This window comes from Variovorax sp. OAS795, from assembly GCF_040546685.1.
Lineage (GTDB): Bacteria > Pseudomonadota > Gammaproteobacteria > Burkholderiales > Burkholderiaceae_C > Variovorax.
Genome location: NZ_JBEPOH010000001.1, coordinates 2,768,663 through 2,793,623 on the forward strand (window position 1 = coordinate 2,768,663; position 24,961 = coordinate 2,793,623).

The 24,961-nt window shown below is 65.3% G+C and carries 25 protein-coding genes; 20 read left to right on the top strand and 5 right to left on the bottom strand.

Features of this window, described 5'->3' with window-relative positions; genetic code table 11:
• The first annotated feature begins 104 nt into the window (after positions 1–104).
• The 6 genes from ABID97_RS13290 (at position 105) to ABID97_RS13315 (ending at position 5,451) form a co-directional block, all read left to right on the top strand.
• Positions 105–1,124 carry an amino acid ABC transporter substrate-binding protein gene (locus tag ABID97_RS13290; RefSeq protein ID WP_354401759.1) on the top strand — a complete coding sequence of 340 codons (1,020 nt, stop codon included), beginning with the start codon at positions 105–107 and terminating at the stop codon, positions 1,122–1,124.
• 33 nt (positions 1,125–1,157) lie between these two features.
• A complete protein-coding gene (locus ABID97_RS13295; RefSeq protein WP_354398935.1) occupies positions 1,158–2,330 on the top strand; it encodes an amino acid ABC transporter permease in 1,173 nt (390 codons plus the stop codon).
• Entirely contained in the window at positions 2,327–3,418 is a 1,092-nt protein-coding gene (locus tag ABID97_RS13300; protein WP_354398936.1) for an amino acid ABC transporter permease, read from the top strand. Before ABID97_RS13295 ends, ABID97_RS13300 begins: the two co-directional genes overlap by 4 nt.
• Before the next feature lie 18 nt (positions 3,419–3,436).
• Positions 3,437–4,177: an amino acid ABC transporter ATP-binding protein gene (locus ABID97_RS13305; RefSeq protein WP_354398937.1), complete on the top strand. Its 741-nt coding sequence runs from the start codon at positions 3,437–3,439 to the stop codon at positions 4,175–4,177.
• Between the two features lie 67 nt (positions 4,178–4,244).
• Positions 4,245–5,408, top strand: a complete 1,164-nt coding sequence (locus tag ABID97_RS13310) for a trans-sulfuration enzyme family protein (RefSeq protein ID WP_354398938.1) — start codon at positions 4,245–4,247, stop codon at positions 5,406–5,408.
• Positions 5,380–5,451, top strand: coding sequence for a hypothetical protein (locus tag ABID97_RS13315; RefSeq protein WP_354401760.1), 72 nt, complete (start codon positions 5,380–5,382; stop codon positions 5,449–5,451). The genes ABID97_RS13310 and ABID97_RS13315 overlap by 29 nt, the downstream gene beginning before the upstream one ends.
• Positions 5,452–5,486: 35 nt before the next feature.
• On the opposite strand, the gene ABID97_RS13320 is transcribed toward ABID97_RS13315, so the two are convergent.
• Genes ABID97_RS13320 through ABID97_RS13330 form a run of 3 tightly spaced genes read right to left on the bottom strand, consistent with a single transcriptional unit; the run spans position 5,487 to position 7,373 of the window.
• Entirely contained in the window at positions 5,487–6,374 is an 888-nt protein-coding gene (locus ABID97_RS13320) for a LysR family transcriptional regulator (RefSeq protein ID WP_354401761.1), read from the bottom strand.
• A gap of 31 nt (positions 6,375–6,405) precedes the next feature.
• Positions 6,406–6,723: an antibiotic biosynthesis monooxygenase family protein gene (locus tag ABID97_RS13325; protein WP_354398939.1), complete on the bottom strand. Its 318-nt coding sequence runs from the start codon at positions 6,721–6,723 to the stop codon at positions 6,406–6,408.
• A 17-nt stretch (positions 6,724–6,740) separates the two neighbouring features.
• Positions 6,741–7,373 (bottom strand): FMN-binding negative transcriptional regulator, encoded by a 633-nt coding sequence (locus tag ABID97_RS13330; protein WP_354398940.1) that lies wholly within the window; start codon positions 7,371–7,373, stop codon positions 6,741–6,743.
• An 84-nt stretch (positions 7,374–7,457) separates the two neighbouring features.
• Between ABID97_RS13330 and pdxR the strand changes: the two genes are divergently transcribed.
• Positions 7,458–8,936: a MocR-like pyridoxine biosynthesis transcription factor PdxR gene (gene pdxR, locus ABID97_RS13335; protein WP_354398941.1), complete on the top strand. Its 1,479-nt coding sequence runs from the start codon at positions 7,458–7,460 to the stop codon at positions 8,934–8,936.
• A 28-nt stretch (positions 8,937–8,964) separates the two neighbouring features.
• Here pdxR and ABID97_RS13340 read toward each other — a convergent pair whose 3' ends face one another.
• Positions 8,965–10,017, bottom strand: a complete 1,053-nt coding sequence (locus tag ABID97_RS13340) for a molybdopterin-dependent oxidoreductase (protein ID WP_354398942.1) — start codon at positions 10,015–10,017, stop codon at positions 8,965–8,967.
• The gene (locus ABID97_RS13345; RefSeq protein WP_354398943.1) at positions 10,010–11,050 is read right to left on the bottom strand and encodes a carbon-nitrogen hydrolase family protein; all 1,041 of its coding nucleotides are present in this window, start codon (positions 11,048–11,050) and stop codon (positions 10,010–10,012) included. Before ABID97_RS13345 ends, ABID97_RS13340 begins: the two co-directional genes overlap by 8 nt.
• Before the next feature lie 110 nt (positions 11,051–11,160).
• Here ABID97_RS13345 and ABID97_RS13350 point away from each other — a divergent pair, with 110 nt between their 5' ends.
• The 13 genes from ABID97_RS13350 (at position 11,161) to ABID97_RS13410 (ending at position 24,903) form a co-directional block, all read left to right on the top strand.
• Positions 11,161–12,630, top strand: coding sequence for a CmpA/NrtA family ABC transporter substrate-binding protein (locus ABID97_RS13350; protein ID WP_354398944.1), 1,470 nt, complete (start codon positions 11,161–11,163; stop codon positions 12,628–12,630).
• A gap of 2 nt (positions 12,631–12,632) precedes the next feature.
• Positions 12,633–13,484 (top strand): nitrate ABC transporter permease, encoded by an 852-nt coding sequence (gene ntrB / locus ABID97_RS13355; RefSeq protein WP_354398945.1) that lies wholly within the window; start codon positions 12,633–12,635, stop codon positions 13,482–13,484.
• Between the two features lie 11 nt (positions 13,485–13,495).
• On the top strand, positions 13,496–14,338 hold the full coding sequence (locus ABID97_RS13360; protein ID WP_354398946.1) for an ABC transporter ATP-binding protein: 843 nt from the start codon (positions 13,496–13,498) through the stop codon (positions 14,336–14,338).
• Between the two features lie 165 nt (positions 14,339–14,503).
• A complete protein-coding gene (locus ABID97_RS13365; protein WP_354398947.1) occupies positions 14,504–15,445 on the top strand; it encodes a LysR family transcriptional regulator in 942 nt (313 codons plus the stop codon).
• Between the two features lie 135 nt (positions 15,446–15,580).
• Positions 15,581–16,759, top strand: a complete 1,179-nt coding sequence (locus tag ABID97_RS13370; protein WP_354398948.1) for a PLP-dependent transferase — start codon at positions 15,581–15,583, stop codon at positions 16,757–16,759.
• Positions 16,760–16,817: 58 nt separating this feature from the next.
• Complete coding sequence (locus ABID97_RS13375) at positions 16,818–17,732, top strand: LysR family transcriptional regulator (RefSeq protein ID WP_354398949.1); 915 nt, start codon at positions 16,818–16,820, stop codon at positions 17,730–17,732.
• 97 nt (positions 17,733–17,829) lie between these two features.
• Positions 17,830–18,846 (top strand): ornithine cyclodeaminase family protein, encoded by a 1,017-nt coding sequence (locus ABID97_RS13380; protein ID WP_354398950.1) that lies wholly within the window; start codon positions 17,830–17,832, stop codon positions 18,844–18,846.
• Positions 18,847–18,865: 19 nt separating this feature from the next.
• Positions 18,866–19,885 carry a dihydrodipicolinate synthase family protein gene (locus ABID97_RS13385; protein WP_354398951.1) on the top strand — a complete coding sequence of 340 codons (1,020 nt, stop codon included), beginning with the start codon at positions 18,866–18,868 and terminating at the stop codon, positions 19,883–19,885.
• An 11-nt stretch (positions 19,886–19,896) separates the two neighbouring features.
• A complete protein-coding gene (locus tag ABID97_RS13390; protein ID WP_354398952.1) occupies positions 19,897–21,372 on the top strand; it encodes an NAD-dependent succinate-semialdehyde dehydrogenase in 1,476 nt (491 codons plus the stop codon).
• A gap of 28 nt (positions 21,373–21,400) precedes the next feature.
• The gene (locus tag ABID97_RS13395; protein WP_354398953.1) at positions 21,401–22,369 is read left to right on the top strand and encodes a Bug family tripartite tricarboxylate transporter substrate binding protein; all 969 of its coding nucleotides are present in this window, start codon (positions 21,401–21,403) and stop codon (positions 22,367–22,369) included.
• An 8-nt stretch (positions 22,370–22,377) separates the two neighbouring features.
• Positions 22,378–22,959, top strand: coding sequence for a cupin domain-containing protein (locus ABID97_RS13400; protein WP_354398954.1), 582 nt, complete (start codon positions 22,378–22,380; stop codon positions 22,957–22,959).
• 4 nt (positions 22,960–22,963) lie between these two features.
• The gene (locus ABID97_RS13405; RefSeq protein WP_354398955.1) at positions 22,964–23,953 is read left to right on the top strand and encodes a fumarylacetoacetate hydrolase family protein; all 990 of its coding nucleotides are present in this window, start codon (positions 22,964–22,966) and stop codon (positions 23,951–23,953) included.
• Positions 23,950–24,903 (top strand): NAD-dependent epimerase/dehydratase family protein, encoded by a 954-nt coding sequence (locus tag ABID97_RS13410; protein ID WP_354398956.1) that lies wholly within the window; start codon positions 23,950–23,952, stop codon positions 24,901–24,903. Before ABID97_RS13405 ends, ABID97_RS13410 begins: the two co-directional genes overlap by 4 nt.
• Positions 24,904–24,961 lie beyond the last annotated feature (58 nt).

The following is a 24,961-nucleotide window of genomic DNA, read 5'->3' on the forward strand; positions in this document are numbered from 1 at the left end:
GCGGGCATGCATCCGGCATGTACGTCCCGGACCGCGTTCGCCCGCCTGCTTTCCATGCCCAGCGCTCGGCGCTGAAAAACTCCGTTTCCCACAGAAAGATCGCCATGAAACTCGTTCGCCTTGCGGCCGCCGCCCTGATCGGCCTTTGTCTCTCCGGCATGGGCCATGCCGGCCAAACATTCGACACGGTGAAGAAGCGTGGCTTCGTGCAGTGCGGTGTCTCGACGAACCTCCCCGGATTCGCATTCACCGACAGCAAGGGGGAGTGGCAGGGCATCGACGTGGACACCTGCCGTGCGATTGCCGCCGCGATGTTCGGCAATGCGACGAAGTTCAAGGTCATCCCGCTCACCACGCAAGCACGCTTCACTGCGCTGCAGTCCGGCGAGGTCGACGTCCTGACGCGCAACACCACCCAGACGATGTCGCGCGACACCACCCTGGGCCTCATTGGCGTTGGCGTGAACTTCTATGACAGCCAGGGCATCATGGTGACCAAGGATGCCAACGTCAGCAGTGCGAAGAATCTGGCGGGCGCCACCATCTGCGTCCTGCCGGGAACCACCACCGAACTGAACCTCACCGACTGGTTTCGCGGCCTCAAGCAGAGCTTCAAGCCGGTGCTGCTGGACACCGTCGACGAGATCAAGCGCGCATTCGCGGCGGGCCGCTGCGATGGCATCACGATGGACAAGTCGCAGCTGGCGCTGGCGCGTATCGCTTTCGGAAACACGGACAAGTATGTGATCTTGCCGGAGCCCCTGTCCAAGGAGCCGCTCGGACCGATGGTGCGCCAAGGCGACGAAGCCTGGTTCAACGTCGTGCGCTGGTCGCTCAATGCGCTTCTGGAGGCGGAGGAATACAACCTGACGTCCAAGAATGTCGACGAGATCGCAAAGGGCAGCATCCCGCCCAACATCCAGCGGATCCTCGGTACCTCGCCCGGCATGGGCAAGGGGCTCGGGCTTGACGACAAGTGGGCCTACAACATCATCAAGCAGGTTGGCAACTACGGTGAGATGTTCGACCGCAGCCTGGGCGCAGGGAGTCCGATGAAGCTCGATCGCGGCCTGAATGCCTTGTACACGAAGGGCGGGCTGATGTACGGGTGGCCTATTCGCTAGCCCACGCTCGAGCGACAGGCACTCGACCTCCCCATGAGTTCACACCATCGCGCACCGCTCAAGTTCAGCTGGAACAACCCGGAGTTCAGGGCACTTGCCTATCAGTTCGTCGTCGTTGGGCTGGCCGCCCTCTTGGCGTACTACCTCGTCTCCAACACCTTGCACAACCTCGCGACGCGCAACATCGCGACTGGTTTTGCATTTCTGGAAAGAGAAGCGGGTTTCGCCATCGGCGAGTCGCTGATCGAGTATTCCCCATCGGACACCTACGCCCGCGCCATTCTCGTGGGACTCGCCAACACGCTGCGGGTCTCCGCCGTCGCATTGGTGTTGGCCACGATGCTCGGCGTCATTGTCGGGATCGCGAGGTTGTCGAGCAATTGGCTCGTCGCGCGGCTGGCAAGTGCATACGTGGAACTGATCCGCAATGTGCCGCTTCTGCTGCAACTGTTGATCTGGTATGCCGTCATCGGTGAACTGCTGCCGGGTCCGAAGGCGGCCTTTCATCCGCTTCCGGGTATCTACCTGTCCAACCGAGGCATGCTGATGCCATCGGTGGACGGACCGGCCGTGACGGGAATTCTTTGGGGACTGGTGCTCGCCGCAATCGCCATCTTCGCGGTCAGCCGATGGCAGCGCGCCAGACGGCGCCAGACCGGTGTCCCAGCCAGACTGTGGCCTATTGCGCTGACGTTCCTGCTGCTGATGCCGACGGTCGGCTGGCTGCTCGGAGGGCGCGAATTTCATCTCAGCATTCCTCACCGGAGCGGGTTCAACTTCGAGGGAGGCTGGGCGCTCTCTCCCGAGCTGTTCGCATTGCTGGTCGGGCTCGTCACCTACACCGCGGGGTTCATTGCGGAGATCGTCCGTGCCGGCGTCCAATCGGTGAGCCATGGCCAATGGGAGGCGGCACAGACGCTCGGGCTTCCCAGGTCGCGCGTGCTTCGGCTCGTGATCTTGCCCCAGGCGCTCCGCGTCATCGTTCCCCCCACGACGAGCCAGTACCTGAACCTGGTCAAGAACAGCTCGCTCGCCGTCGCAATCGGCTACCCCGACCTGGTTTCCGTCGTCAACACCGTCCTCAACCAGACCGGCCAGGCGATCGAGGGCGTCCTGATCATCATGGCGGCCTTCATGACCGTGAGCCTGACGGTTTCGCTGTTGATGAACTGGTACAACAAGCGCATCGCGCTGGTGGAAAGATGAGCACCACCACCCACACGGACCAGCCCGTTTTGCTGGCGCCGCCCAGAGTCCGGGCCAAGCTGGCGACCAGGCTGCGCCAATGTCTTTTCCAATCTCCGGCAAGTGCGGTCTTGACGATCCTGACGATCTGGCTCGTCCTGATGCTGGCACCGCCACTCGTGCAGTGGCTGTTGGTCAAGGCCAGCTTCCAGGCCCCCGACGCACAGGCCTGCAGGGACGCAGGCGGGGCTTGCTGGGCTTTCATCCGGGAGAAGTATCGGTTGATTCTCTTTGGTACCTACCCGCACGCCGAGCAATGGCGCCCATTGCTCGCCACGGCGCTGCTCGTGGCGTCGATCGTCTGGACCGCCGCGCGCCGGCTGGCCGGTCTCCAGATTGTCGGGTTGTGGGTGTTCACGATCGGTGCGGTGGCGACCTTGATGTGGGGCGGATTCCTGGGCCTGGCCTTTGTTGAGAACACGCGCTGGGGCGGCCTGCCCCTGACGCTGATCCTGTCGACGTTCGGAATCGCATTTGCCTTTCCCATCGGCATCCTGCTCGCCCTGGGACGCCGCTCCCGGATGCCGGCGATCAAGGCAATGTGCGTTGCATACATCGAGCTGATACGCGGCGTGCCCCTGATCAGCCTGCTGTTCATGTCGTCGGTGATGCTGCCCTTGTTCTTGCCTGAGGGCTTCGCCATCGACAAGCTGTTGAGGGCACAGCTGGCGATCATCTTCTTTGCCGCTGCCTACATCGCGGAAATTGTCCGTGGCGGACTCCAGGCCATTCCGAAGGGCCAGTACGAGGGCGCCGAGTCCATCGGATTGAGCTACTGGCAGCAGACGGGGAAGATCGTGCTGCCCCAGGCCCTCAAGGTGGTGATCCCACCGCTGGTGAGCACCTTCATCGCGCTTTTCAAGGACACCTCGCTCGTCGTGATCATCGGAATCTTCGACCTCACGCAAGCAGCGAAAGCGGCTCTGTCGGACCCGGCTTGGACCGGCTTCGGTGTCGAGGCGTACCTGTTCATCGGCCTGATCTATTTCATCTTCTGCTATTCCATATCGAGGTACAGCCGGTCCCTCGAACGGAATCTGAAGCGCTAACCTGCCAGGGGAATATCAATGAGCGAAGTCATCGTCAGTCTGCAGAAGGTCAACAAATGGTATGGGGACTTTCATGTCCTGCAAGACATCGATCTGAACGTGCAGAGGGGGGAGCGGATCGTGATCTGCGGACCTTCCGGGTCGGGCAAGTCCACGATGATCCGCTGCATCAACCGACTCGAAGAACATCAGTCGGGGCGCATCGAGGTGAATGGCGTCGAGCTGATCCACGACCTGAAGCGTATCGACGCCGTCAGGAGGGAGGTGGGCATGGTGTTCCAGCACTTCAACCTGTTTCCTCACCTCACCGTGCTGGAGAACCTCACGCTGGGGCCGACCTGGGTCCTCAAGAAACCGCTGGCCGAAGCGCAGGCGGTCGCAATGAACTACCTGGAGCGGGTTCGTATTCCCGACCAGGCGCACAAGTACCCCGGCCAGCTGTCCGGCGGGCAGCAGCAGCGTGTTGCGATAGCGAGGTCGCTGTGCATGTCGCCCAAGGTCATGCTGTTCGACGAGCCCACTTCGGCGCTTGACCCGGAGATGGTCAAGGAAGTGCTCGACGTCATGGTGAGCCTGGCCGAGGAAACGAAGATGACCATGCTCTGCGTGACGCACGAGATGGGCTTCGCCCGCAAGGTGGCGGACCGGGTCATCTTCATGGACCGCGGGGAGATCGTCGAAGAGAACGTTCCCGAGCTGTTCTTCGGCAAGCCGCGGACAGATCGCGCCCGCCAGTTCCTGAACCAGATCGTCCACTAGGCGCTGCCGCCGCCTCCAGCAAGCCGGTTTGTTTTTATCGACGGATTCAAGAATGAAAGATGTAAGCATGAAAGAGGATTCGCAAGGCCTCGGGTTCCAGACCCGCGCGCTGCACCATGGCCACGACAGATCCGATCCCTATGGCGCCGTCTCTCCGCCGATCTACATGACGTCCACCTTCGCCTTCGACAACACGGCGGAGGCGGCAGCGGTGTTCTCCGGAGAAAGCGACCGGTACGTCTACGGCCGGCAGCACAACCCCACACAGCACCTCCTGGAGACGAGGCTCGCAGAGCTCGAAGGTGCCGAGGCCGCGCTGGCCACCGGCTCCGGCATGGGGGCCATCTGCTCCACCTTGCTCACGCTTCTTTCGGCCGACGACGAGTTGATCGTGCATCACACGATGTACTCGACGGCGACCTCGTTGGTCGACGAGGGCTTGCCGCGCTTTGGGGTGAAGGTCACCAAGGTCGATCTCACCAAACCCGGGAACCTCGAGGAGGCCTTGTCCGATCGCACGCGGATCGTGTACTTTGAAACGCCTGTGAACCCGACGGCTCAGCTCTTGAACATCAAGGCGCTGGCCGACGTGGCACACAGCCGTCCCGGCGTCCGGGTGCTCGTGGATTCGACCTTCGGCTCGCCCGCGCTGCAGCGGCCGATCGAGCACGGTGCCGACCTCGTGGTGCACTCCATGACGAAGTACATCAACGGGCACGGCGATCTGCTCGCCGGAGTCGTGCTCGGCGATCTGCCCACGATCCAGCGCATCAGGTCGGCAGGCCTCAAGTACATGACTGGCGCGACGCTCTCGCCCATGCTGTGCTTCCTGGTCCTGCGCGGACTGAAGACGCTGACGCTGCGAATGCGCCAGCACAGCGAGAGCGCATTGAAGGTCGCCCGCATGCTGGAAGCCCACCCGGCGGTCAAGCTCGTGCGGTATGCCTATCTCGAAGGCAGCCCGGATCGGCCGCTCGGCCTCTCGCAGATGAGTGCGGGAGGCGGGATGCTCTCGTTCGAGCTGCACACCGGTGGCGACGGCGCCATTGCGATGATCGATCGGTTGCAGCTCATCTCCAGGGCCATCAGCCTGGGCGACACCGAAACCCTGATCACCCATCCCGGCACCCTGATCCTGGCGCGCCGGAAGGTCGAGCCTGCCGCGCGCCTCAGCGCCGGGCGTGACGATGGACCTCATCCGCTTGTCTGTCGGGTTGGAAGATGTGGATGACATCCTCGCCGACCTTCGTCAGGCATTGGACTCATTGCTGTAGCAGCGCGGCATTGGAGCATCCCGGAACCGAAAACATCAGGTCGAGCGTTGCAGTTGTTCGGCGACCTGCAAGACGCAAGCGAGCAGGTCCGAGGTCAACGGTGCCATCGCCTTTCCCGTATGGGAGATGGCCACCACGCGACGGCGCAGCGCCGGGCGATCGATGGACACCTTGCGAAGCCCGTAGTCGGCAAGCAGTCTGTCGGGAATGCGCGAAGGCAAGATGCAATGGCCGACGCCGGAGGAAACGAGCTTGAGCATGGCGTCTATGGTTTCGGCCTCGGCAACATAGGTGGCCTGCAGTCCGGCGCTGTGAATCATCCTCCTCAGAGCGTAGTGCGCAGGAAAGCCGACCAGGCGCAGGCCGAGCGTCGACAGGTCCTGGGGGGATTCCAGGGGACTGCTGTCGAGGACCACAAGCGCCATCTCGTCCTCGAACAGCGGCTTCGATGCCAAGGACCCGCAGTCCACCGCGGAGTCGTAGACGAAGCCCAGGTCCGCCTTGCCGTTCTCGACGAGAGCGACGACTTCGGGCGAGCTGCGGCTCAACAGCGAGAGATTCACATCCGGGTGTGTGCTGACGAAGAGCGAGAACACCTCGGCGACGAAGTAGTAGCTGAGTGTATGAACCGTCGCCAAGCGGACCGTGCCGTGCGTAACCCCTTGCCGGCGCACGCTGTCGACCGCGCGGTCGATCTCTCTGAAGGCCGGCGCCAGAGCGTCGTAGAGTTTCGTGCCACCTTCGGTCAACTCGACGCCGCGGCCCGTCCTCACAAACAAGGGCTGGCCAAGGTTCGATTCGAGCGTGCCCAATTGCTTGCTCAATCCCGACTGTGTCTGGTCGAGCTTGTCGGCGGCCTTGGAGAGCGAGCCCAGCTCCGCGATGCAAAGGAAATACCGCAGCGGCCGGTCAAGTGTTTCGATCGCCATGGTGTTTCCTGACGGAATGCTATGTTCAGTTGGCCAGGGGATGCGGAATGCCGCCATCGCCATGGCTGCGGACAACCCGTGCAATGACCACCTGGTAGCCATTGAGCCAACGCGCCTGGCGCTGCTTTGCGGCGATGTGCTCCGGGTGCCCGGTGAGTTCCTCCAGCGCCTCCATCGTCTTCCAGTAGTACACGTTGCAGACAAGCCCTGCTGCAGGGTTCTCCCAGGTCTCCTCGCCAAGGTAGCCTGGGATGGATTTGGCAAGCTGGGCAATGACGCTGTCCAGGGCATGGAACTCGTCGTCGAACTCGCCCTTTGCGAAAGTGAAGGTGGACGTGTACATGGGTCGTGCAGGCCTCGTCAGCTCGCTCCGCTGGCGTTGCGCATCAATTCCGACATCTCCTCGTATCCACGCGCCTTCAACATCTCTGCGGCATTGAGGCGGTCCCGCGATTCCTTGTTCTGGCTGAGCTTGGCCTTGCCCACGAGCGAGGTGACGGCAATCTCGATGCCCACGATGTTGCGCACCATGCTGTCGATGTACTCGGGTGCGGAGTCGCCCATCTTCCAGGGCTTCGGTTCGGCTGCCTCGTGGCGCCGCGTCAGGCGCGCGATGATGCCGCGCGCAAAGCGCTCGTCGTCGTGCACGGTGAGCACGCCGTGCGCGTGCACCACCTCGTAGTTCCAGGTCGGCACCTGCCGATGCGCATCGTGCTTGGACGGGTACCAGTTGGGCGAGATGTAGGCCTGCGCGCCGCCAAAGATGACCATCACCGGAGTCCCGGTGGGGCAGCGCCGCCACAGCGGGTTGGCGCGGGCGACATGCGCCGACAGCAAGCCATGCGTTCCCACGTCGGGATCGAACTCGAAGGGGAGGTGATCGGCATCCAGTCCCGAGGTCCCGTGCGTGACCAGCGCACCCAGCGGATGGTCGCGAATGATCCGGCTCAATTCCTCGGGTCTTGTTTCGGCAAAGTGCGTGGGGAGGTACATCGGGGGAGGGCGGGAATGGTGTGGGCAACTGGTACTGTGGCGCGAAACCGGCACAATGGGAAGGTCCAGTTTCACTCCTTTTGCATGGACCAGTTTTCAACGCCATCGAGCCGAAGTTCCGGCGCCAACAGGGCCGGACGCCGCATCTACGACCTGCTACGTTCCCAGATCGCCGATGGGACGCTCACCGCGGGCGCGCAGGTGCCGTCCACGCGTGCCCTGGCGGCAGACCTGGGGGTGTCGCGCACCACCGTCACCGCTGCCTACGAGCAGCTCGCGGCCGAGGGCTTTCTTGCCACGTCGGCGGGGCGGGTTGCCCGCGTCGCGAGTCCCTTGGCTGCGCCCGCACATTCCGATGCGAAGCCGAAGCAGCGCGGCCGGACTGCACCGACGCTCTCGGCCTTCGGCCGTCGCGTGGCGGCGATCGACATGCCCGGGCTTGCTCCTGCGGAACCCTGCCGCATCGACTTCCTGTATGGCGCTGTGGCCTCTCGCGACTTTCCTGCGCTGGCCTGGCGGCGTGCCTACCAGGCTGAACTGCTGCGCCATCAACGCAGGCTCTACTACGTCGCACCCGAAGGCGACGCGTCGCTGCGCCGCTCCCTGCAGGGATACCTTCGGCGTGCGCGAGGCCTGGCCTGCGATGCCGAGCAGATCGTCATGGTGCACGGCTCGCAGCAGGCCATCGACTTGTGTGCGCGGCTTCTGCTCGGTCCTGGCGACACCTTCGTTTTCGAGGAGCCCGGCTACCTGATGGCGCGCCGGTGCTTCGAGGCCACCGGCGCGGATGCCTTGGCGATTCCGGTGGACGCCCACGGCCTGGACACCGCCATGCTACCAAACGACGATCACACCCGCCTGGCCTATGTGACGCCTTCACACCAGTTTCCGTTGGGCGGTGTGCTGCCCATCGGGCGGCGCCTGGAACTGCTCCGTTGGGCGAGAACACACCGCGCCTGGGTCGTCGAGGACGACTACGACGGCGAGTTTCGCTACGGCCAGCGCCCGATCGACGCACTGCAGTCGGTCGACACGGATGGACGCGTGATCTACATCGGCACCTTCTCCAAGGCGCTGTCGCCACAGCTTCGGCTCGGCTACCTGGTGCTGCCGCTTGAACTGGTGCCGGTGTTCCGGCAGGCCAAGCGGCTGGCCGACCGCCATGCACCGGTGCTGGAGCAGCGCGTGCTGGCCTTGCTGATCGACGGCGGCGCCTACGAGCGCCACGTTCGGCGCACGCGCCGCGAGCACGAGCGTCGCCGCGCGGCGCTGCTCGATGCCATTGCGCGCCACCTGCCTGCGAGCGCCACGGTCATCGGCGCGGCGGCCGGGCTGCACGTGGTGCTCTGGCTGCCATTCCTGCGTCCGCAGGACGAGCCCACGCTGGCGGCTGCCGCCCGCAGCAAGGGCGTGGGCGTCTACCCGGTGTCGCCGCTGTTCGCCAAGCCGCCTTCGCGCATGCAGCCCCGGCCGGCCGGACTGATCCTCGGATACGCCAGCCTGACGGTGGAGGAGATCGATCAGGGGATGCGCGTTCTGGCAGCGGTGATCGCCGGGCGGTGAGCGAAGCCGAGCGCTGAACGAGTCCTTCCTAGGAGCCCGTTAGAACCCGCTGGATCTGGACCGAATGGGCCGCGTTGCGTGTCCCACCCAATGCCTGGGGCGACCCATCGCGGTCCCATGCTCTCGCGATGATGCTCACCGGGCCCGGCGTCAGCGGCAGCGCAAGCGTCGTCGCGAACTGCTGCCACTCGAATTCTCGTCGGGGCCGGACCTCGGCCTCTTGCCAGGTTGCACCGCCATCGGTGCTGAGCGCCACGCCGCCGATGCCGTTGTTGCTCCAGGCCCAGCCCATGACCTCCACCTTGTCCGTGGAGATGGTGTCGCCGGGGGCAGGATGGATGATCATCGAATTGGGCTCGACGGCCCACACCGGCTCTCTATCGACTTTGCCTTCTTGCTCGGTGTCGCGGTTGTACCAGACGGTTGTGAAGGGGGAGTTCGCACGCCGGCCTCTGACCGACAGCCGGCAGAGCCACTTGGTCATGTTGGTGCCGAACCAGCCAGGCACCACGAGGCGAACCGGGCCGCCTCGCTCGCGCGTCAACGGTGCGCCATTCATCTCGTAGGCCACGAGCACCTCGTGAGACAGCGCCTTCGAGATCGGCAGGTCCTTGCGGTACCGGTTCATCCTTCGGCCGCCGAACTCGCCGCTGTCGAGGCCGTCCGACCAGACATGGGAGGCACCCGCCTCGAGTTGGGCTTGCTCAAGCAGCACCGCCAGCGGCACACCGGTCCAGCGGACGTTGCCGACCCGCCAGAGGTTGCCGTCGGCCGGCACCAGCGGGCTGCCAAAGCACTCGTGGAAGGCGGTGACGGAAACCGAAGGCAGCCGCCTGAGACCTTCCAGCCCGATCGAGAAGGGTCTGCGGACGAGCCCGTCGACCTGCAGGCGCCAGCGCTTCGCATCGACGTCCACCGAGCCCATGTGGATGGTCTCGAAGAGCTGCGCATCCGAGGTGATGAAGTCGCGCAGCGCTGCAGGAGGAGGTGGCGGCTTCAGATGGAACCCCGGAGACCGGCCATCGACGACCGAGCGCTCCACGCCTTCGGGCAGCGGCGGAAGGAACGCGGCGCTATTCATCCAGCACCCCGGCGGTCATTTCATCGTCGAGCAGCCGCGGAAACTGCGGATCGGACGGCCCTGACCACGCGACCGGCTCGTGGCGGCGGCGTTCGACGCCCAGAGAGAAGACGTCGAACCGGTTGTAGTAGCCCACCACGTCGTGGAACTGCTTCGGCTCGATGCACTTGTTCAGGTCGAACTCGGCATAGGCAATCCCTTCCTCGTTCTGGAGCGTGTCGCCGATCTGCGTGCCGGTGGGGTCCACGAACATCGATGCGGCGCGCGGCGTGCCGTCGACCACTTCTGCCACCGCCGGATCGCGGTCCACCAGGAAGTCACGCATCGCCTTGTCCATGAAGCTCGCGCAGATGATTCCGAACGCCTTCGCTTCGAACGAATGGGCGGACGCCCGAATGCGGTTTGCCGCAACGTTGTCGAAGTTGCCGCCGCCCGAGGGCTTGCGCGTGGGCCACATCGGCGGCCAGCTGGAAACATGGATCTGCTCTGCCTGCGCCATGAGCGAGAAGCGTGCGAGCGGGTTGGTGTTCTCGCCGCAGATCAGCCCGCCGATGCGCCCGAAGCGGGTCTCGGCGACGCGAAGCCCCTGTCCGTCGCCCGAGGCCCAGACCAGCTTCTCATAGAAGGTCGGCACCAGCTTGCGATGGTGGTTGAGCAATTCACCCGACTCGCCGATCAGGATATTCGAGTTCCAGATGCAGCCGGCGCTCACGGTGCTGCGTTCGCTGATGCCCATCGACACGCACACGCCGAAGCGCTTGGCGGCCGCGGCAATCAAGGCTATCTCGGGCCCCGGCACATACACGCTGTTCTCGACCATGGCCTCGAACAGATCGTGGTTGTAGATGGGCGCCCACAGGGCCGCCCACACCGGGAACGCCGGGATGTACGTCTCCGGGAATGCGATCACCTGCGCGCCATGAAGGGCCGCCTCCTTGATGATGGACACGGCCTTCTCGGTCGTGGCGGTCTTGTCGAGCAGCACCGGCGCTGCGTGGGCGGCGGCAACCTTCACCCGGGGCAATGAACTCATGTCAGGTACTCGCTGTGCGTTGCTGAGGCCCACAGGATAGTGGCCGGTACAGCTGCACAGATGCTCGAAAAACGCAACAAGAGGTGCATTTTTGCGGGCTCCACGGTTCCATGCAGGATCTGCGCACAGCGGGTTGCGAATTTTCCCGGGGCTATTTGCGCGGAACATGCTCACCATTGCCATGTCGCGGACCTGATCCGTTCAACCCACCTGGAGGGCCCATGGACCCATCGCACGAGTATGTTCGCCTTTCCCGCACCGGCCTCTGCGCCTGTGGCAGTGCCCACGGTGACGATGAGCAGTGCCTCGCGGGGCAGCCTGCAAACGCCGACGATGCGCTGGCCGGCGCCATGGCCCAGGGCATGCTGCACGGCCTCTTTCCCGAGCGCAGCCTGCGGCGGGCTTTCGTGAAGACGCTGGGGAGGGCAGGGGCGCTGGCCGCACTCACCACGCTCACGCCGCTGACCCAGCTTGCCGCCGTCGCGCAGGAGCGAAACAGCAAAGGCGCGCCGGAGAAAAAGCGGCTCGCCGTCGGCTTCCTGCCTATCACCTGCGCAACGCCGCTGATCTATGCGGAGCAGCTCGGACTCTTTCCGCGCGAGGGGCTGGAGCTGAGCCTGCAGAAGATCGCCGGCATCGCGCTGATCCGCGACAAGATGGTCAACGGTGAACTGGACATCTCCCAGCAGGTGATGCCGGTTGCGCTGGCCATGTCGGCCGGCATCGGCGGCGCTCCCATCCCGGCCCGTGTGATGACGGTGCTCAACCAGAACGGCAACTCGCTGGTCCTTGCGATGAAGCACAAGGACAACCGCGATCCTAAGAACTGGAAGGGCTTCAGGTTTGCCGTGCCGTTCGAGCAATCCCATCAGATGCTCCAGTTGCGCCACTATCTCGCATCGGCAGGGCTGGACGCGGACCGCGACGTGTCCTACCGCGTCGTTCCTCCGTCCGAATACGTCTCCAACCTCCGCGTGGGCAACATCGATGGTTTCTTCGGCGGGGAGCCGGGCGGCCAGCGCGCCGTGTACGAAGGCGCGGGTTTCATTCACCTGGTCTCGAGCGAGATCTGGCCGGAGCATCCTTGCTGCTCGGTGACGGCGACCGAGGCCTGGATCAAGGCGCATCCGAACAGCTTCATGGCCGCCTACCGCGCGATCATCGCGGCGAGCCTGCATGTGTCCGAGCCCGCGAATCGTGTGGGGATGGCCAAGATCCTTGCCCAGCCGCAGTATCTCAATCAACCCGAAACTGTGGTTGACCAGGTGCTGACCGGCAAGTACGCCGATGGCTTGGGCAAAGTGAAGAGCCTGCCGCGCCGCATCGACTTCCAGCCCTTTCCGCATTACTCGAGCGCCGTCTGGCTGCTGACCCAGATGCGCCGATGGAACATGATCAAGGAGGACCTGGACTACAAGGGCCTTGCCCGCCAGGTCATGCTGGCCACCGATGCAAAGCGCCTCATCGAGGAGCGCGGCGGCAAGGCACCCGAGCTTGGATTCCGCAAGGAAACCATCCTGGGCAAGAGCTTCGACTCCGACCGTCCCGCCGACTATCTGAAGTCGCTGGGCAAGGCCTGATCATGCAAGGCGCGATCTCGACCTCACGCTCCTGGCTGGCCACCCTGGCGATCGGCCTGCTCTTGCTGGCGATCTGGCAGGCACTCGCCTCCACCGGCGGCGGCAGCGCCCCAGTGGAGCTTTCAGACTACGACAAGCTGATGGGCAAGAGCCCCGGTGTCTCCGTGGAGCGCTCGGCCATTCCGACCCCCATCGACGTGTTCAAGCGCGCCGGCGAACTGTTTGCGGACCCATTCCGCCGCAACGGCGAGAACGACCTGGGCATTGCCTGGCATCTGCTCGATTCGCTCAGGCGCGTGTTCAGCGGCTACGCCTTGGCCGTGCTGGTCGGCGTTCCCCTGGGCTTCCTGCTGGGACTGGTTCCCTGGCTGGGCCAGGCGCTGAATCCTTTCATCCAGCTGCTGCGGCCCGTCTCGCCCATGGCCTGGATGCCGCTCGCGCTCTATACGCTGAAGGACAGCGGCGCCTCGGCGATCTTCATCATCTTCATCTGTTCGATCTGGCCCATCCTGATCAACACCCTGTACAGCACCGCGAGCGTGCGCCAGGACTGGACCAACGTCGGCCGCGTGATCGGACTCACGCCGCTGGAGCGCGCGCGCAAGATCGTCTTTCCGGCGGCGGTGCCGATGATCCTCACGGGCATGCGCATCTCGATCGGCATCGCCTGGCTGGTGATCGTGGCGGCGGAAATGGTCGTGGGCCAGAGCGGCATCGGCTTCTTCGTGTGGAACGAGTGGAACAACCTGCAGATCTCAAGCATCATCGTCGCCATCGTGATGATCGGCGTCGTCGGCCTGGTGCTCGACCAGTTGCTCGGTGCATTGATGAAGCACCTGAGCTTCCGTGAATGAAGGGGCAGACCATGTTGCGGCCAACTTTCTCCCCTGTTTCCACGGCCTCCACGGCCACGCCCGGGTTTCTGCGCGTCTGCGGTGTGCGGCAGACCTTCAGCACGCCCAAGGGCGATTTTCCGGCGCTCAGCGAGATCAACCTGGAGATCCGCAGAGGCGAGTTCGTTGCGCTGATCGGCCACTCCGGTTGCGGCAAATCCACGCTCCTCAATCTGCTCGCCGGCCTGGCATCGCCGACCGCGGGAACCCTCTCGTGCGACGGAGAGATCATCCAGGGACCGGGCCCTCGGCGGGCGATGGTGTTCCAGAACCATTCGCTCCTGCCGTGGCTCAGCTGCTTCGACAATGTGCGCATGGCCGTGCGCAGCGTCTTTCGGGCAGAGTCCGCTTCCGCGGTCGATCACCGCACCCAGGCGGCGCTCGACATGGTCGGCCTGACTCAGGCAGCGCACAAGAAGCCCAGCGAAATCTCCGGCGGCATGAAGCAGCGCGTCGGAATCGCCAGGGCACTGTCGATGGAACCGCAGGTCCTGCTGATGGACGAGCCGTTCGGCGCGCTCGACGCGCTCACGCGGGCCAAGCTGCAGGACGAACTGCTCGGCATCGTCCAGAAAACCGAAAGCACCGTCGTCATGGTCACGCACGACGTGGACGAGGCGGTGCTCCTTGCAGACCGCATCGTCATGATGACCAACGGTCCCGCGGCACGTATCGGGGAGATCCTGGACGTGCCGATCGGGCGACCGCGCGACCGCGTCAGCCTGGCGACCGATCCGACCTATGCGGAGTGCAGGCGCGCACTGATGGACTTCCTTTATCGGCGCCAGGCGCACGTCGAGCAGCCGACGGGCTGAGTTCGCGCAGGCAATCTTCCAGGCGCCGGGTTCAAACGGGAAGCGGCCGTGCGCCGCTTCGCTTTCCCTTGTATTGCGCATCTCGTTGTGAAATGCTATCCAGGAACAACCGGCCCGCCGGGCCGATGGAGCAGGATTGCATACGACAACGCACGAGAAGGCCGCATGACGACCAAGAAGGTACCCCTCGCCAACCTCGATTGGGACGATGTGCGCCTGTTCCTGCATATCAACCGGACCGGGAGTCTTTCCCAGGCAGCCAGGCAGCTTCACATCGATCATTCCACGGTCAGCCGAAGGCTCTCGCAGTTGGAACTCTGCCTCGGTGGTCCGCTGTTCGAGCGCCACCGCACTGGACTCAAGCCCACCGAGCTGGCCCATGTCCTTGCCCTCCAGGCCGAGAACATGGAGCGCGCCGTCCTGTCGCTGCAGGAGGAGCTCGGCGGAACCGATCGGGAGCCGTCGGGCAGCGTGCGTATTGCCATGATGGAGGGCATCGGCGCCATGTTCGTGGCCCGCCATCTCGCGCCGCTACTGCGGACGTACCCCCGGCTGCGGTTGGAATTGGTGACGTCTTCCTCCATCGTCAACGTGAGCCGCAGGGAAGCCGATGTCTTCGTCAGTTTTTTCAAGCCGATCGGCCAGGGCCTGGCGTGCGAGCCAGCGGGCTCGTTCGCGTTGTACCTGTACGGTTCGCCGAACTATCTCGAGAACCACGGAGTGCCCGCGGGTCTGTCCGATCTGCCCAAGCACCAGTTCGTCGGATACCTCGACGATCTGATCCAGCTCGACGCGGTCCGCTGGCTCGATGAGCTGGTCGCAAGACCCTCGATGAGCTTCCAATCCAACAGCATGCTGGCGCAGATGGCCGCCGCGGCGTCGGGGCTCGGCCTGGTGCTGCTGCCCAAGTTCTCCGTGGTGAAGGAGGACACGCTGGTTCCGGTGCTTGCCAACACGGCGAAGGTGACGCGGACGCTCTGGGTGAGCGTGCACCATGACCTCCAATACTCGGCCCGCATCCGGGCGGTCACCGAATATCTCCATCGGCTCTTCGAGTCGAAGCAGGAATGGCTCAACGGCCCTGTGGACGCGGCGCCGCGCGGCTAGCCGACATGCGTTCGTGAGGACGCCTTGCCGCATCGGCGCAACCCGGCGTGCGGATTTGCCGGGGGCGGCGGCACCGGTGCCCGCCTCATGTTCCGATACATTGAAGCTCCCGATCCTGCATGAAGAACTCCCGCCATGTCTCAAGACATCAGCACCCGGCTGATCCACCACGCCTACGTCCCGCCGGCCGGCTACCAGGCAGTTCCCCCCGGCGTGTTCAAGGGGTCGACCGTCTTGTTTCCCAACGCGGCAACGGTGCGCGAGCGTGCCAAGGCATTCGGTCACCGCGACGGGTACAGCTACGGCCTCTATGGCACACCGACGACGTACACCCTTGAACAGCGCCTGTGCACGCTGGAAGGGGGCCGGCACTGCCTGCTCTGCCCGAGCGGGCAGGCGGCCATTGCCCTGGTCAATCTCGGCCTGCTGTCGAGCGGCGACGAGGTGCTTTTGCCCACCAATGTCTATGGGCCCTCGCTGCGCCATGCGCGCGCGACCCTTTCACAGATGGGCATCACGCATCAGTGCTACGACCCCCTGGATGTTTCCGATCTGCAGGCCAGGCTCAGCGTGCGTACCAAGCTGGTCTGGGTCGAGGCGCCGGGATCGATCACGATGGAATTTCCGGACCTTCGCTCACTCGTGGCATCGGCCAAAAGCGCGGGCGCGGTCGTGGCTCTCGACAACACCTGGGGGGCGGGCATCGCATTCGCGCCGTTCGAGATGGGCGTGGACATCAGCGTTCACGCCCTGACCAAGTACCCTTCAGGCGGTGCCGATGTCCTGATGGGCTCGATCATCACCAACGACGACAAGCTGCATGAAAAGCTCCGCACCGCCTACCTGGACCTGGGCATGGGCGTGGGCGCCAACGATGTAGAACTGGTGCTTCGCGGCCTGGCATCCATCAAGGCTCGCTACGACCTGCACGACGCCACGGCGCGGGAGCTCGCCGCATGGTTGGCCGAACAGCACGGGATTCGCAGGGTCCTGCATCCCGCCCTGGAATCCTGTCCCGGGCACGAGCACTGGGCGTCGCATTGCGGCGCAGCCGCTGGACTCTTTTCGGTTCTTGTCGACGAGTCCCATAGCCCTGCACAACTCGATGCTTTCTGTGATGGTCTTCGATTATTCGGAATCGGCCTCTCATGGGGCGGTCCCATGAGCCTGGTCATGCCCTATGACATGGGCAGCATCCGCAGCGGCAAGCAGAGCTATGCCGGGCATCTGCTGCGCTTCTCCATCGGCTTGGAGAGCGCTGAAGATCTGCGGGAAGATCTGGCACGAGCATTGTCCGGGGCGTTCGCTGCATAGACAGGTTCTCAAATCCCGGCGTGCAAGGTGGGGTGGTTGTCCTGTGCACAATGCGCACGTGCAGAACATCCTGGATCCCAAATGGCAATTGTTCGTCAAGGTGGCGGACGCCGGTAGCGTCTCCGGTGCCGCGCTTGCACTCGACATGCAGCAGTCGGTGGTGAGCCGGCACATCACGCGGCTGGAGCAGGAGTCGGGCACGCGCCTGTTCCGGCGGACGGGCCGCGGCGTCGTGCTGACCGAGTTCGGGCAACAGGTCTACCCGCGCGTGACGGCGTTGATCCGCGATGCGGAGCAACTGGCCGACGACATGCGCACGAGCAGCGGCACACCTGTCGGCGACGTGCGCGTCGGGCTGCTGCCCTCCACGGTCGGCATGCTGGCCGGTCCCTTGTTCTCCACCGTCCGCAAGTCGTGGCCCCTGGTCCGGCTGCATCTCACCGAAGGGTCGAGTGCGCAACTGGAAGAGTGGCTGGTCCAGGGGCGGCTCGACCTTGCCTTGCTGCTCCGGGAAGAAGACACCGCCGCGCCGGAAGAGACCGTGCTCACGCGTCTGCCGCTGTACCTGGTGGTGCCGGCCAAGGACGCGTTGGCAGCGCGCAAGACGATCGACTTCGAGGACGTGGCCAGGCTGCCCCTGGTGCTGCCGAGCGAGCCGCACCCGCTGCGCGCACGCCTTGCGAAACTCGCGCGGCAGAAGGGCGTGACGATCACGCAGGTGCTGGAAGCCGACTCGATCCGGCTGCAGCACGAGATCACGGCGAGCGGCGGGGGCTTTGCCATCACGGCAGGCACGCTGACGGCCAACGAGGCGCGCCGGCTCGCGGCCATTCGCATCGTGCGCCCCGTGCTGTCGCGGGCGATCGTCCTCGGGATCACCCAGCACCGTGCGCACACCAAGGCAACCTGGGAAGTCATGCGGCTGCTGAAGGCCATGGCGCCAGCCATGCTCAAGTCGGCACGGCAGAGCTAGCCAGATATCCCGGTTCGGGAAAGCTGCTTTCGTCGCCGACGGGTCGCCAGGGGGAGGGCGGCTGCCTACGATCGTGTCCATTACAGGAGACATCGCTTTGGGCACCCCCCTCTTCGCGGACACCATCCAGGTGCCGCCGACCCTTTTCCTCACGGACGCCGACGTTGCACGGCTGACCGACTGGCGCGCTGCCTTCGATGCCTTGCGGGCTGCGTACGCCGGCACCGTGGCCGCGGCCATGGTGCCGCCGCGCTCCATGGCGCGCGGCGACGGCACCTGGCTGCGCGGACTCACGGCCGTGTCGCCAAGCGGCAGGCACATGGGCTGCAAATTGATCTCGGCCAGCATGAAGGCGCGTCGTGCCAGCTACCTCGTCTCGCTCTTCGACCAGGAGACGATGGGCCTGGCCGCGCTCATCGACGGCAACCGCATCACGGGCATCCGCACCGCCGTCACCGCCGCGGTCGCGGTCGATGCCGCGGCGCCGCGCAAGCCGCTGAACGTGGCGGTGATCGGGTCGGGCTTCGAAGCCAAGGGACTTCTCGCGGCCCTGGCTGCCGTTCGAGACGTCGCGCGCGTTCGTGTCTTCAGCCCGACGCCCGAGAACCGGCAGAAGTTTGCCTCTTCCATTCAGGCGGAGTACGGCCTCCGGATCGAAGCCGCTGCGTCGGCGCGGGAAGCGATCGATGGCGCGGACGTGGTGCTCTGTGCCGCGCGCAGCCGCGACGAGTCTCCCGTGATTCGCGGTGAATGGCTGATGCCCGGCATGACCGTGGTGTCGATCGGCTCCACGCTGCCCGAGCAGCGCGAGGTCGATGAAGAGACCATCGCCCGCGCGTCGCTGATCGTGGCCGACATGCCCGATGAAGTCGCCCACGACACCGGCGACATGCTGGCAGCGACACGCGCGGGCCTGGCCTTCGCCGCCAGGCTGGTCTCGCTGGCCGACCTGGTGGGAGGCAGGGCCGTGCGAAAGCCGGAAGACATCGTTCTCTACAAGTCCGTCGGCTCCGCGCTGCAGGACGTCATCACCGCCGAAATGCTGCTGGCGCGCGCTCGCGCCATGGGCGTCGGTACCGAACTCGCCCACAGCATCGTGCCGGTGGCCAAGTAATTCAAACCCAAGGAAAACCATGCCCAACTATCAACGCAAGGACGCCCGCGCCTGGGCGCGCGAACACCTCGCCGGCTGCTCCGCCGTCACCATTCCCAGCTACTCCGCAGACCTTCGCAAGCTCAACGAAAAGGGCATTCGCCACGACATCGCGCTTGCGAAGGAATTCGGCTACACCTACACGCTGCTTTGCGCGGAAGTGGCGATCACGCCCGAAGAGAACGCGCAGTTCACGGCCTGGGCGCGCGACACGGCGGGCAGTGGCCTGGGTCTCTTTTTTCATGCGGCTTTCGGCACGCTGGCGGAAAACATCGAGGCCGTGAAGCTCGCTGAGAAGGCAGGCGCGGACATCGTGCTGCTGTCCTATCCCCCGCAGTTCTGGCCGACGACCGAGCAGGAGATCTACGACTACACCAAGCAGTTCTGCGACGCAACGAACCTGGCCGTGATGCTGTTCCCGATTCCGCTCTGGGGCTTCGAGCGCGTCCACCCGGCCGGCATGTCGGTCGAGCTGGTGCGCCGCCTGCTGAAGGACTGCCCCAACATCGCCGCCATCAAGTCGGAGCAGGGGTTTCCGCTGCCCGCGGGACTGTGCGAGATGTACCACCACTTTCGCGACGAGGTGGTGATCAGTTGCCCCATCGAAGGCGATGCCATTCCGCTCATGAGCGTGATGAAGATTCCCTTCTCCGGCACCAGCAACACGCAATGGATGAGCACCTACTACCCCCGCGCCTTCGACCTGGCGAGCAAGGGCGAGTGGGAGGCCGCCATGGCGCTGTACTGGAAGGCCAACCCGGCACGCAGCGCCAACGGCGCCGCCGCACAGAGCTACGCGGGCGGCACCGGCGTGTTGAACCGCACGATGTGGAAATACCAGGACTGGCTGGCAGGCTTCAATGGCGGGCCCCTGCGCGCGCCGGCGATGCGTGTGCCTGACCGCCTCATGAAGATGCTGCGCCAGGGGTTGGTGGCGTCCGGCCTGCCGGTCACCAAGGACCCGGACAGCGCCTACATGGTCGGCCGCCACCCGTGCTGAAGGAAGGCATCATGCGCCAACGCCTCAAGGACCCGGGACTCTTTCGCGCCGTCGCCCACGTGGGCGGCGAGTGGATCGGCGCCACGCCGCACGGCACCTATACGCTGCGCAACCCGGCCGACAACACTGTCCTGGCCGAGCTTCCACGCTTCAAGGAGGCCGAGACTGGCAACGCCGTCGAAGTGGCGCACAAGGCTTTCCTGTCCTGGCGCAAGACCACGGCCAGGCAGCGCTCGGACGTGCTGCGCCGTTGGTACGAGTTGATGATCCGGCACCGCGACGACCTTGCCACGCTGATCACGCTGGAAGAGGGCAAGCCGCTCGCCGAAGCGAAGGTGGAGATCGACTACGCGGCCTCTTTCCTGCAGTGGTTCTCCGAGGAAGCCAAGCGGGTGCGCGGAGATGTGATCCCGGCACCGAAGGACACCCAGCGCATCGTGGTGCTGAAGGAACCGATCGGCGTCTGCGCGGCGATCACGCCCTGGAACTTCCCGGCTGCGATGATCACGCGCAAGGCCGGGCCGGCGCTGGCGGCGGGCTGCAGCATGGTCGTGAAGCCCGCCAGCCAGACGCCGCTCACGGCGCTGGCGCTCGCCGAACTGGCGCAGCGCGCCGGCGTGCCGCCGGGTGTGTTCAATGTGGTCACGGGCAACGACACGCGCGCCATCGGTCACACGCTCACCAGCCATCCGCTCGTGCGCAAGATCACCTTCACGGGCTCGACGGAAGTCGGCCGCCTGCTGCTGGCGCAGGCAGCGGCAACGGTCAAGAAGTGCTCCATGGAGCTGGGCGGCAATGCGCCGTTCATCGTCTTCGACGATGCGGATCTCGATGCGGCAGCCGACGGTGTCGTCGCAGCGAAGTTCCGCAACACGGGGCAGGCCTGCATCAGCGCCAATCGGGTGCTGGTCCAGGCGGGTGTGTACGACGCCTTCGCGGCCAAGCTCGTGGAGCGGGTGGCCAGGCTGCGTGTCGGAAACGGCCTGGAAGCGGACGTGCAACTGGGACCGCTGATCGACGATGCGGCGGTGGCCAAGGTCGAGGAGCACATCGCCGACGCGCTTGCCCATGGCGCCACCGTGTTGCATGGGGGCAAACGCCACGTGCTCGGCGGCCGGTTCTTCGAGCCGACGATCATCGCGGGCGCCAGGCCGGCAATGGCCGTGGCTCGCGAGGAAACCTTCGGGCCCCTTGCGCCGTTGTTCCGCTTCGAACATGACGAGGAAGCTTTCGCGCTTGCGAATGCCACCGAATTCGGCCTGGCCGCCTATTTGTACAGCCGCGACGCGGCCCGCATCTGGCGCGCCTCTTCGGCCATCGAATCGGGAATGATCGGAATCAACTGCGGCCTGATCTCCAACGAGGTGGCCCCCTTCGGCGGCGTGAAGCAGAGCGGCCTTGGCCGCGAGGGCTCGCACCATGGCATCGAGGAATTCCTCGAGATCAAGTACCTTTGCTGGGACGGGCTGGCGCCCGCCTTCGGTTGACGCCTTCCAGAAAAACCAGGAGACAGAAATGAAGCAACAGCTTCGCCCCGCGTGGCTTTACTTGCTTTTTGCCGCGATCGCCATGGTTGCCATGACCAGCATGGCCCATGCACAGCCGAACGTAACCAAGATGGTCGTGCCCTTTCCGGCCGGCGGCGTCACCGACCAGGTGGCGCGCATCATGGCGGAGCACATGGGCCGCCAGCTCGGCCAGGTCATCATCATCGACAACAGGCCCGGCGCCGGCAGCCGGCTCGGTGTCGAGGCCGTCATCAAGGCGCCCGGCGACGGCACGACGCTGCTGTTCACCAATTCGAGCTACAGCATCCTCCCGGTGGTCGACCCGAAGATTGCCTTCGATCCCGCGAATGCGCTGGCGCCGGTCAGCATGGCAGCCACCTATGGCCTGCAGATCGTCACGAAGAAGGACATACCCGCGAACACGCTGGCCGATTTCATCGCGTATGCGAAAAAGAATCCCGGGAAGCTGAGCTACGGCAGCGCGGGCATGGGCAGCGGCGCGCATTTTGCCGGCGAGTACTTCAAGTCGCTGACCGGAACGTTTCTCGTGCACATTCCCTACCGGTCCACGGCAGGGGCGCTGAACGATGTCGCGGGTGGCCAGCTGGACATGGCGTTCGATGCGTCGGCCAAGCCGCTGGTCGACGCAGGGCATGTCAAGCTGCTGGCGGTCACCAGCAGGCAGCGCGATCCGCGCTTTCCCGGCACGCCAACGGCAAGCGAGGCCGGGGTCAAGTCCTTCGTGCTCGAATCCTGGGTGGGCTTGCTGGCGCCTGCAACCACCCCTCAGCCGGTACGCGAGAAGCTGAACAAGGCGGCCGCTGCGGCTTTGGCCGACCCCGCGGTGCAGAAGCGGTTCGCAGAACTCGGGCTGCGGCCCGAGGGCGGCAGCTCCGCCCGCTTTGCCGACGCGATACGCGACGACCTCGTGCTCTATCGCGGGATCGCCAAAGAGTCCAAGCTCCAATTCGAATGAGAAACATCATGAATCTTCCAGCCATCCATCGCGTGGTCACCGGCCACGACGCGCTCGGCAATGCCGTCATCACCAGCAATGGACCGCTGCCCGTCGTGGCGGAGATCAAGGCCATTCCGGGCACGGTCTTCCACGAGGTCTGGGCGACCACGGGCGCGCCGGTGCGCGTCGACAACGGCCCGGACCCGACCACCGGAGCGCTGACGCTGCCGCCGCCGGCGCTTGGAACGCGCTTCCGCTTCGTCGACATTCCGCCGGACAGCGACGAGCTGTTCAGCCGCAGCGCCGACCAGCTGCGCGCAGGATTCAGCGAGATCGGGGACATGGCGGCCTCCACGGCCGACCGTGGCGCGCCGCATCCGCTGATGCACCGCACGGAAAGCGTCGACTACGGCGTCGTGATGGAGGGCGAGATCACGCTGGTGCTCGACCAGGGCGAGGTGCCACTGCGCGCCGGCAGCGTCGTCGTGCAGCGCGGCACCAACCATGCCTGGGCCAACCGTTCCGGTGCGCCATGCCGGATGCTCTTCGTCCTGATCGACGGTGCGTACGACGCCACCATCGGCCAGGCGCTGGCCGGGCGGGGCTGAGGCGATGAAACTCGCATCCCTGAAGGGCGGCAAGGACGGCCATCTCGTCGTGGTGTCGCGCGACCTGCGGCAATCGGTGAGCGCGCAGGCGATCGCGCCGACCCTGCTCGACGCACTGGAACGCTGGGCCGAGTGCGAGCCGCGGTTGCAGCAACTCTATGCACGGCTCAATGCGGGGCAGGAGGAGGGCGCATCTGCATTCGATCCGCGCCAGGCTGCAGCGCCGCTGCCGAGGGCGCCGCAATGGTGCGACGGTTCCGCCTTCCTGAATCACGGCCGCTTGATGGAAACTGCGTTCAAGCTCGCGCCCATTGCGGACATGGAGACGATCCCGTTGATCTACCAGGGCGGCTCCGACGACTTCCTTGGCGCCACGGATGACGTACCGCTGCCGGACGAGGCACATGGCATCGATTTCGAAGGCGAGTACGGCGTGATTCTTCAAGACGTACCCCTGGGCGCTTCGCCGCGGCTGGCGCGCAGCCGCATCGCGCTGCTGGTGCAGGTCAACGACGTGAGCCTGCGTGCCTTCGGCCCGCGCGAAATGAAGACCGGCTTCGGATTCTTCCAGGCGAAGCCGTCCTCCAGCTTCGCGCCGGTGGCGGTGACGCCCGACGAAATCGGTGAACATTGGCAGGACGCCCGCGTGCATCTTGACCTCCACGTGGAATGCAACGGTGCATGGTTCGGCAACCCGAATGGGGCAGAGATGAACTTCGGCTTCGATGACCTGGTCGCGCATGCGGCTGCGACGCGCCGCCTGTCCGCAGGCACGATCATCGGCAGCGGCACGGTCTCGAACGCAGGGGGGCAGAAGGGCTCGGCCTGCATCGCGGAGCGCCGTGCCATCGAGACCATCGAACATGGTGCACCGAAGACGCCATTCATGCGCTTCGGCGACCGCGTCCGGATGGAGGCGCGCCGGGACGGCCAGGCCGTGTTCGGCGCCATCGACCAGCGCATCGTCCGCGCTCCGATGGCGCCTCAGGCATGAGCGACACGATGCGAGTCCTGATCACCGGCGCTGCCGGCTTCATTGGCGCCCACCTTGCCGGCCTGCTGCGCGAGCGCGGGGAAATCGGCGGCAGGCGCATCGACGCATTGGCGCTTGCCGACCAGAGCTTGCCGGATACGCCGGAGGAGATTGCCATTCGCGGCGACCTCGCGGACCCTGGCGTGATGGCCAAGATCGCGGCGTTCCGGCCGGATGTGGTCTTTCATCTCGCGGCCATCCCGGGAGGGGCATCCGAGCAGAACTACGCGCTCGGGCGGCGCGTCAACCTCGACGCATCGCTGTCGCTGTTCGAGGCACTGGCCGGGAGCGGCACGAGGCCGACAGTCGTCTATGCCAGCAGCATCGCGGTGTACGGCACCGACCTACCGGAACTTGTCACGCCGGCGATGCCGCTGCGGCCGCCGCTCACCTACGGTGCCCACAAGCGGGTGTGCGAGATCCTGCTGGCGGACTTCACGCGTCGCGGGCTCCTGGACGGCCGGTCGGTCCGGCTCCCCGGAATCGTGGCCCGCGCCAAAAGCAGCGCCGGGCTCACCTCCGCATTCATGAGCGACATCCTGCATGCGTTGAAGGCAGGTGTCGCCTACACCTGCCCGGTCGGTCCCGAGGCCACCGCATGGTGGATGTCGGCGCGGCGCTGTGCCGAGAACCTCGCCCACGCGGCCGTGATGGATGTCGCGCCTGCGGATACTGGGCGGGCTTGGCCACTGCCTGTGCTGCGGCTCTCGATCCAGGAAATCGTCGACACGTGCTCGGCGCACTACGGCGAGAACCGTCGCGCTATGGTGACGTACCAGGCCGATCCCGGGGTGGAAGCGGTGTTCGGGCGCTATCCGCGCCTGGACGATGCGTCAGCGCGTGCGCTGGGCCTGCGTGACGACGGTTCGGCGGAAGAGTTGGTGCGCCGGGCATTGGGTGAAATCGACTGATACTGGCCCGCGCTTCGACACGAGCCGGGCTGCGGAGTGGCGGTGGGAAGAGGCAATG

Coding starts and splice junctions, on each gene's coding strand:
- ABID97_RS13390 (WP_354398952.1), top strand. CDS start 19,897: ATGCGCCAACGCCTCAAGGACCCGGGACTCTTTCGCGCCGTCGCCCAC.
- pdxR (WP_354398941.1), top strand. CDS start 7,458: ATGGACCAGTTTTCAACGCCATCGAGCCGAAGTTCCGGCGCCAACAGG.
- ntrB (WP_354398945.1), top strand. CDS start 12,633: ATGCAAGGCGCGATCTCGACCTCACGCTCCTGGCTGGCCACCCTGGCG.
- ABID97_RS13385 (WP_354398951.1), top strand. CDS start 18,866: ATGCCCAACTATCAACGCAAGGACGCCCGCGCCTGGGCGCGCGAACAC.
- ABID97_RS13365 (WP_354398947.1), top strand. CDS start 14,504: ATGACGACCAAGAAGGTACCCCTCGCCAACCTCGATTGGGACGATGTG.
- ABID97_RS13400 (WP_354398954.1), top strand. CDS start 22,378: ATGAATCTTCCAGCCATCCATCGCGTGGTCACCGGCCACGACGCGCTC.
- ABID97_RS13325 (WP_354398939.1), bottom strand. CDS start 6,723: ATGTACACGTCCACCTTCACTTTCGCAAAGGGCGAGTTCGACGACGAG.
- ABID97_RS13305 (WP_354398937.1), top strand. CDS start 3,437: ATGAGCGAAGTCATCGTCAGTCTGCAGAAGGTCAACAAATGGTATGGG.
- ABID97_RS13300 (WP_354398936.1), top strand. CDS start 2,327: ATGAGCACCACCACCCACACGGACCAGCCCGTTTTGCTGGCGCCGCCC.
- ABID97_RS13370 (WP_354398948.1), top strand. CDS start 15,581: ATGTCTCAAGACATCAGCACCCGGCTGATCCACCACGCCTACGTCCCG.
- ABID97_RS13310 (WP_354398938.1), top strand. CDS start 4,245: ATGAAAGAGGATTCGCAAGGCCTCGGGTTCCAGACCCGCGCGCTGCAC.
- ABID97_RS13345 (WP_354398943.1), bottom strand. CDS start 11,050: ATGAGTTCATTGCCCCGGGTGAAGGTTGCCGCCGCCCACGCAGCGCCG.
- ABID97_RS13405 (WP_354398955.1), top strand. CDS start 22,964: ATGAAACTCGCATCCCTGAAGGGCGGCAAGGACGGCCATCTCGTCGTG.
- ABID97_RS13340 (WP_354398942.1), bottom strand. CDS start 10,017: ATGAATAGCGCCGCGTTCCTTCCGCCGCTGCCCGAAGGCGTGGAGCGC.
- ABID97_RS13295 (WP_354398935.1), top strand. CDS start 1,158: ATGAGTTCACACCATCGCGCACCGCTCAAGTTCAGCTGGAACAACCCG.
- ABID97_RS13350 (WP_354398944.1), top strand. CDS start 11,161: ATGCAGGATCTGCGCACAGCGGGTTGCGAATTTTCCCGGGGCTATTTG.
- ABID97_RS13395 (WP_354398953.1), top strand. CDS start 21,401: ATGAAGCAACAGCTTCGCCCCGCGTGGCTTTACTTGCTTTTTGCCGCG.
- ABID97_RS13330 (WP_354398940.1), bottom strand. CDS start 7,373: ATGTACCTCCCCACGCACTTTGCCGAAACAAGACCCGAGGAATTGAGC.
- ABID97_RS13290 (WP_354401759.1), top strand. CDS start 105: ATGAAACTCGTTCGCCTTGCGGCCGCCGCCCTGATCGGCCTTTGTCTC.
- ABID97_RS13360 (WP_354398946.1), top strand. CDS start 13,496: ATGTTGCGGCCAACTTTCTCCCCTGTTTCCACGGCCTCCACGGCCACG.
- ABID97_RS13410 (WP_354398956.1), top strand. CDS start 23,950: ATGAGCGACACGATGCGAGTCCTGATCACCGGCGCTGCCGGCTTCATT.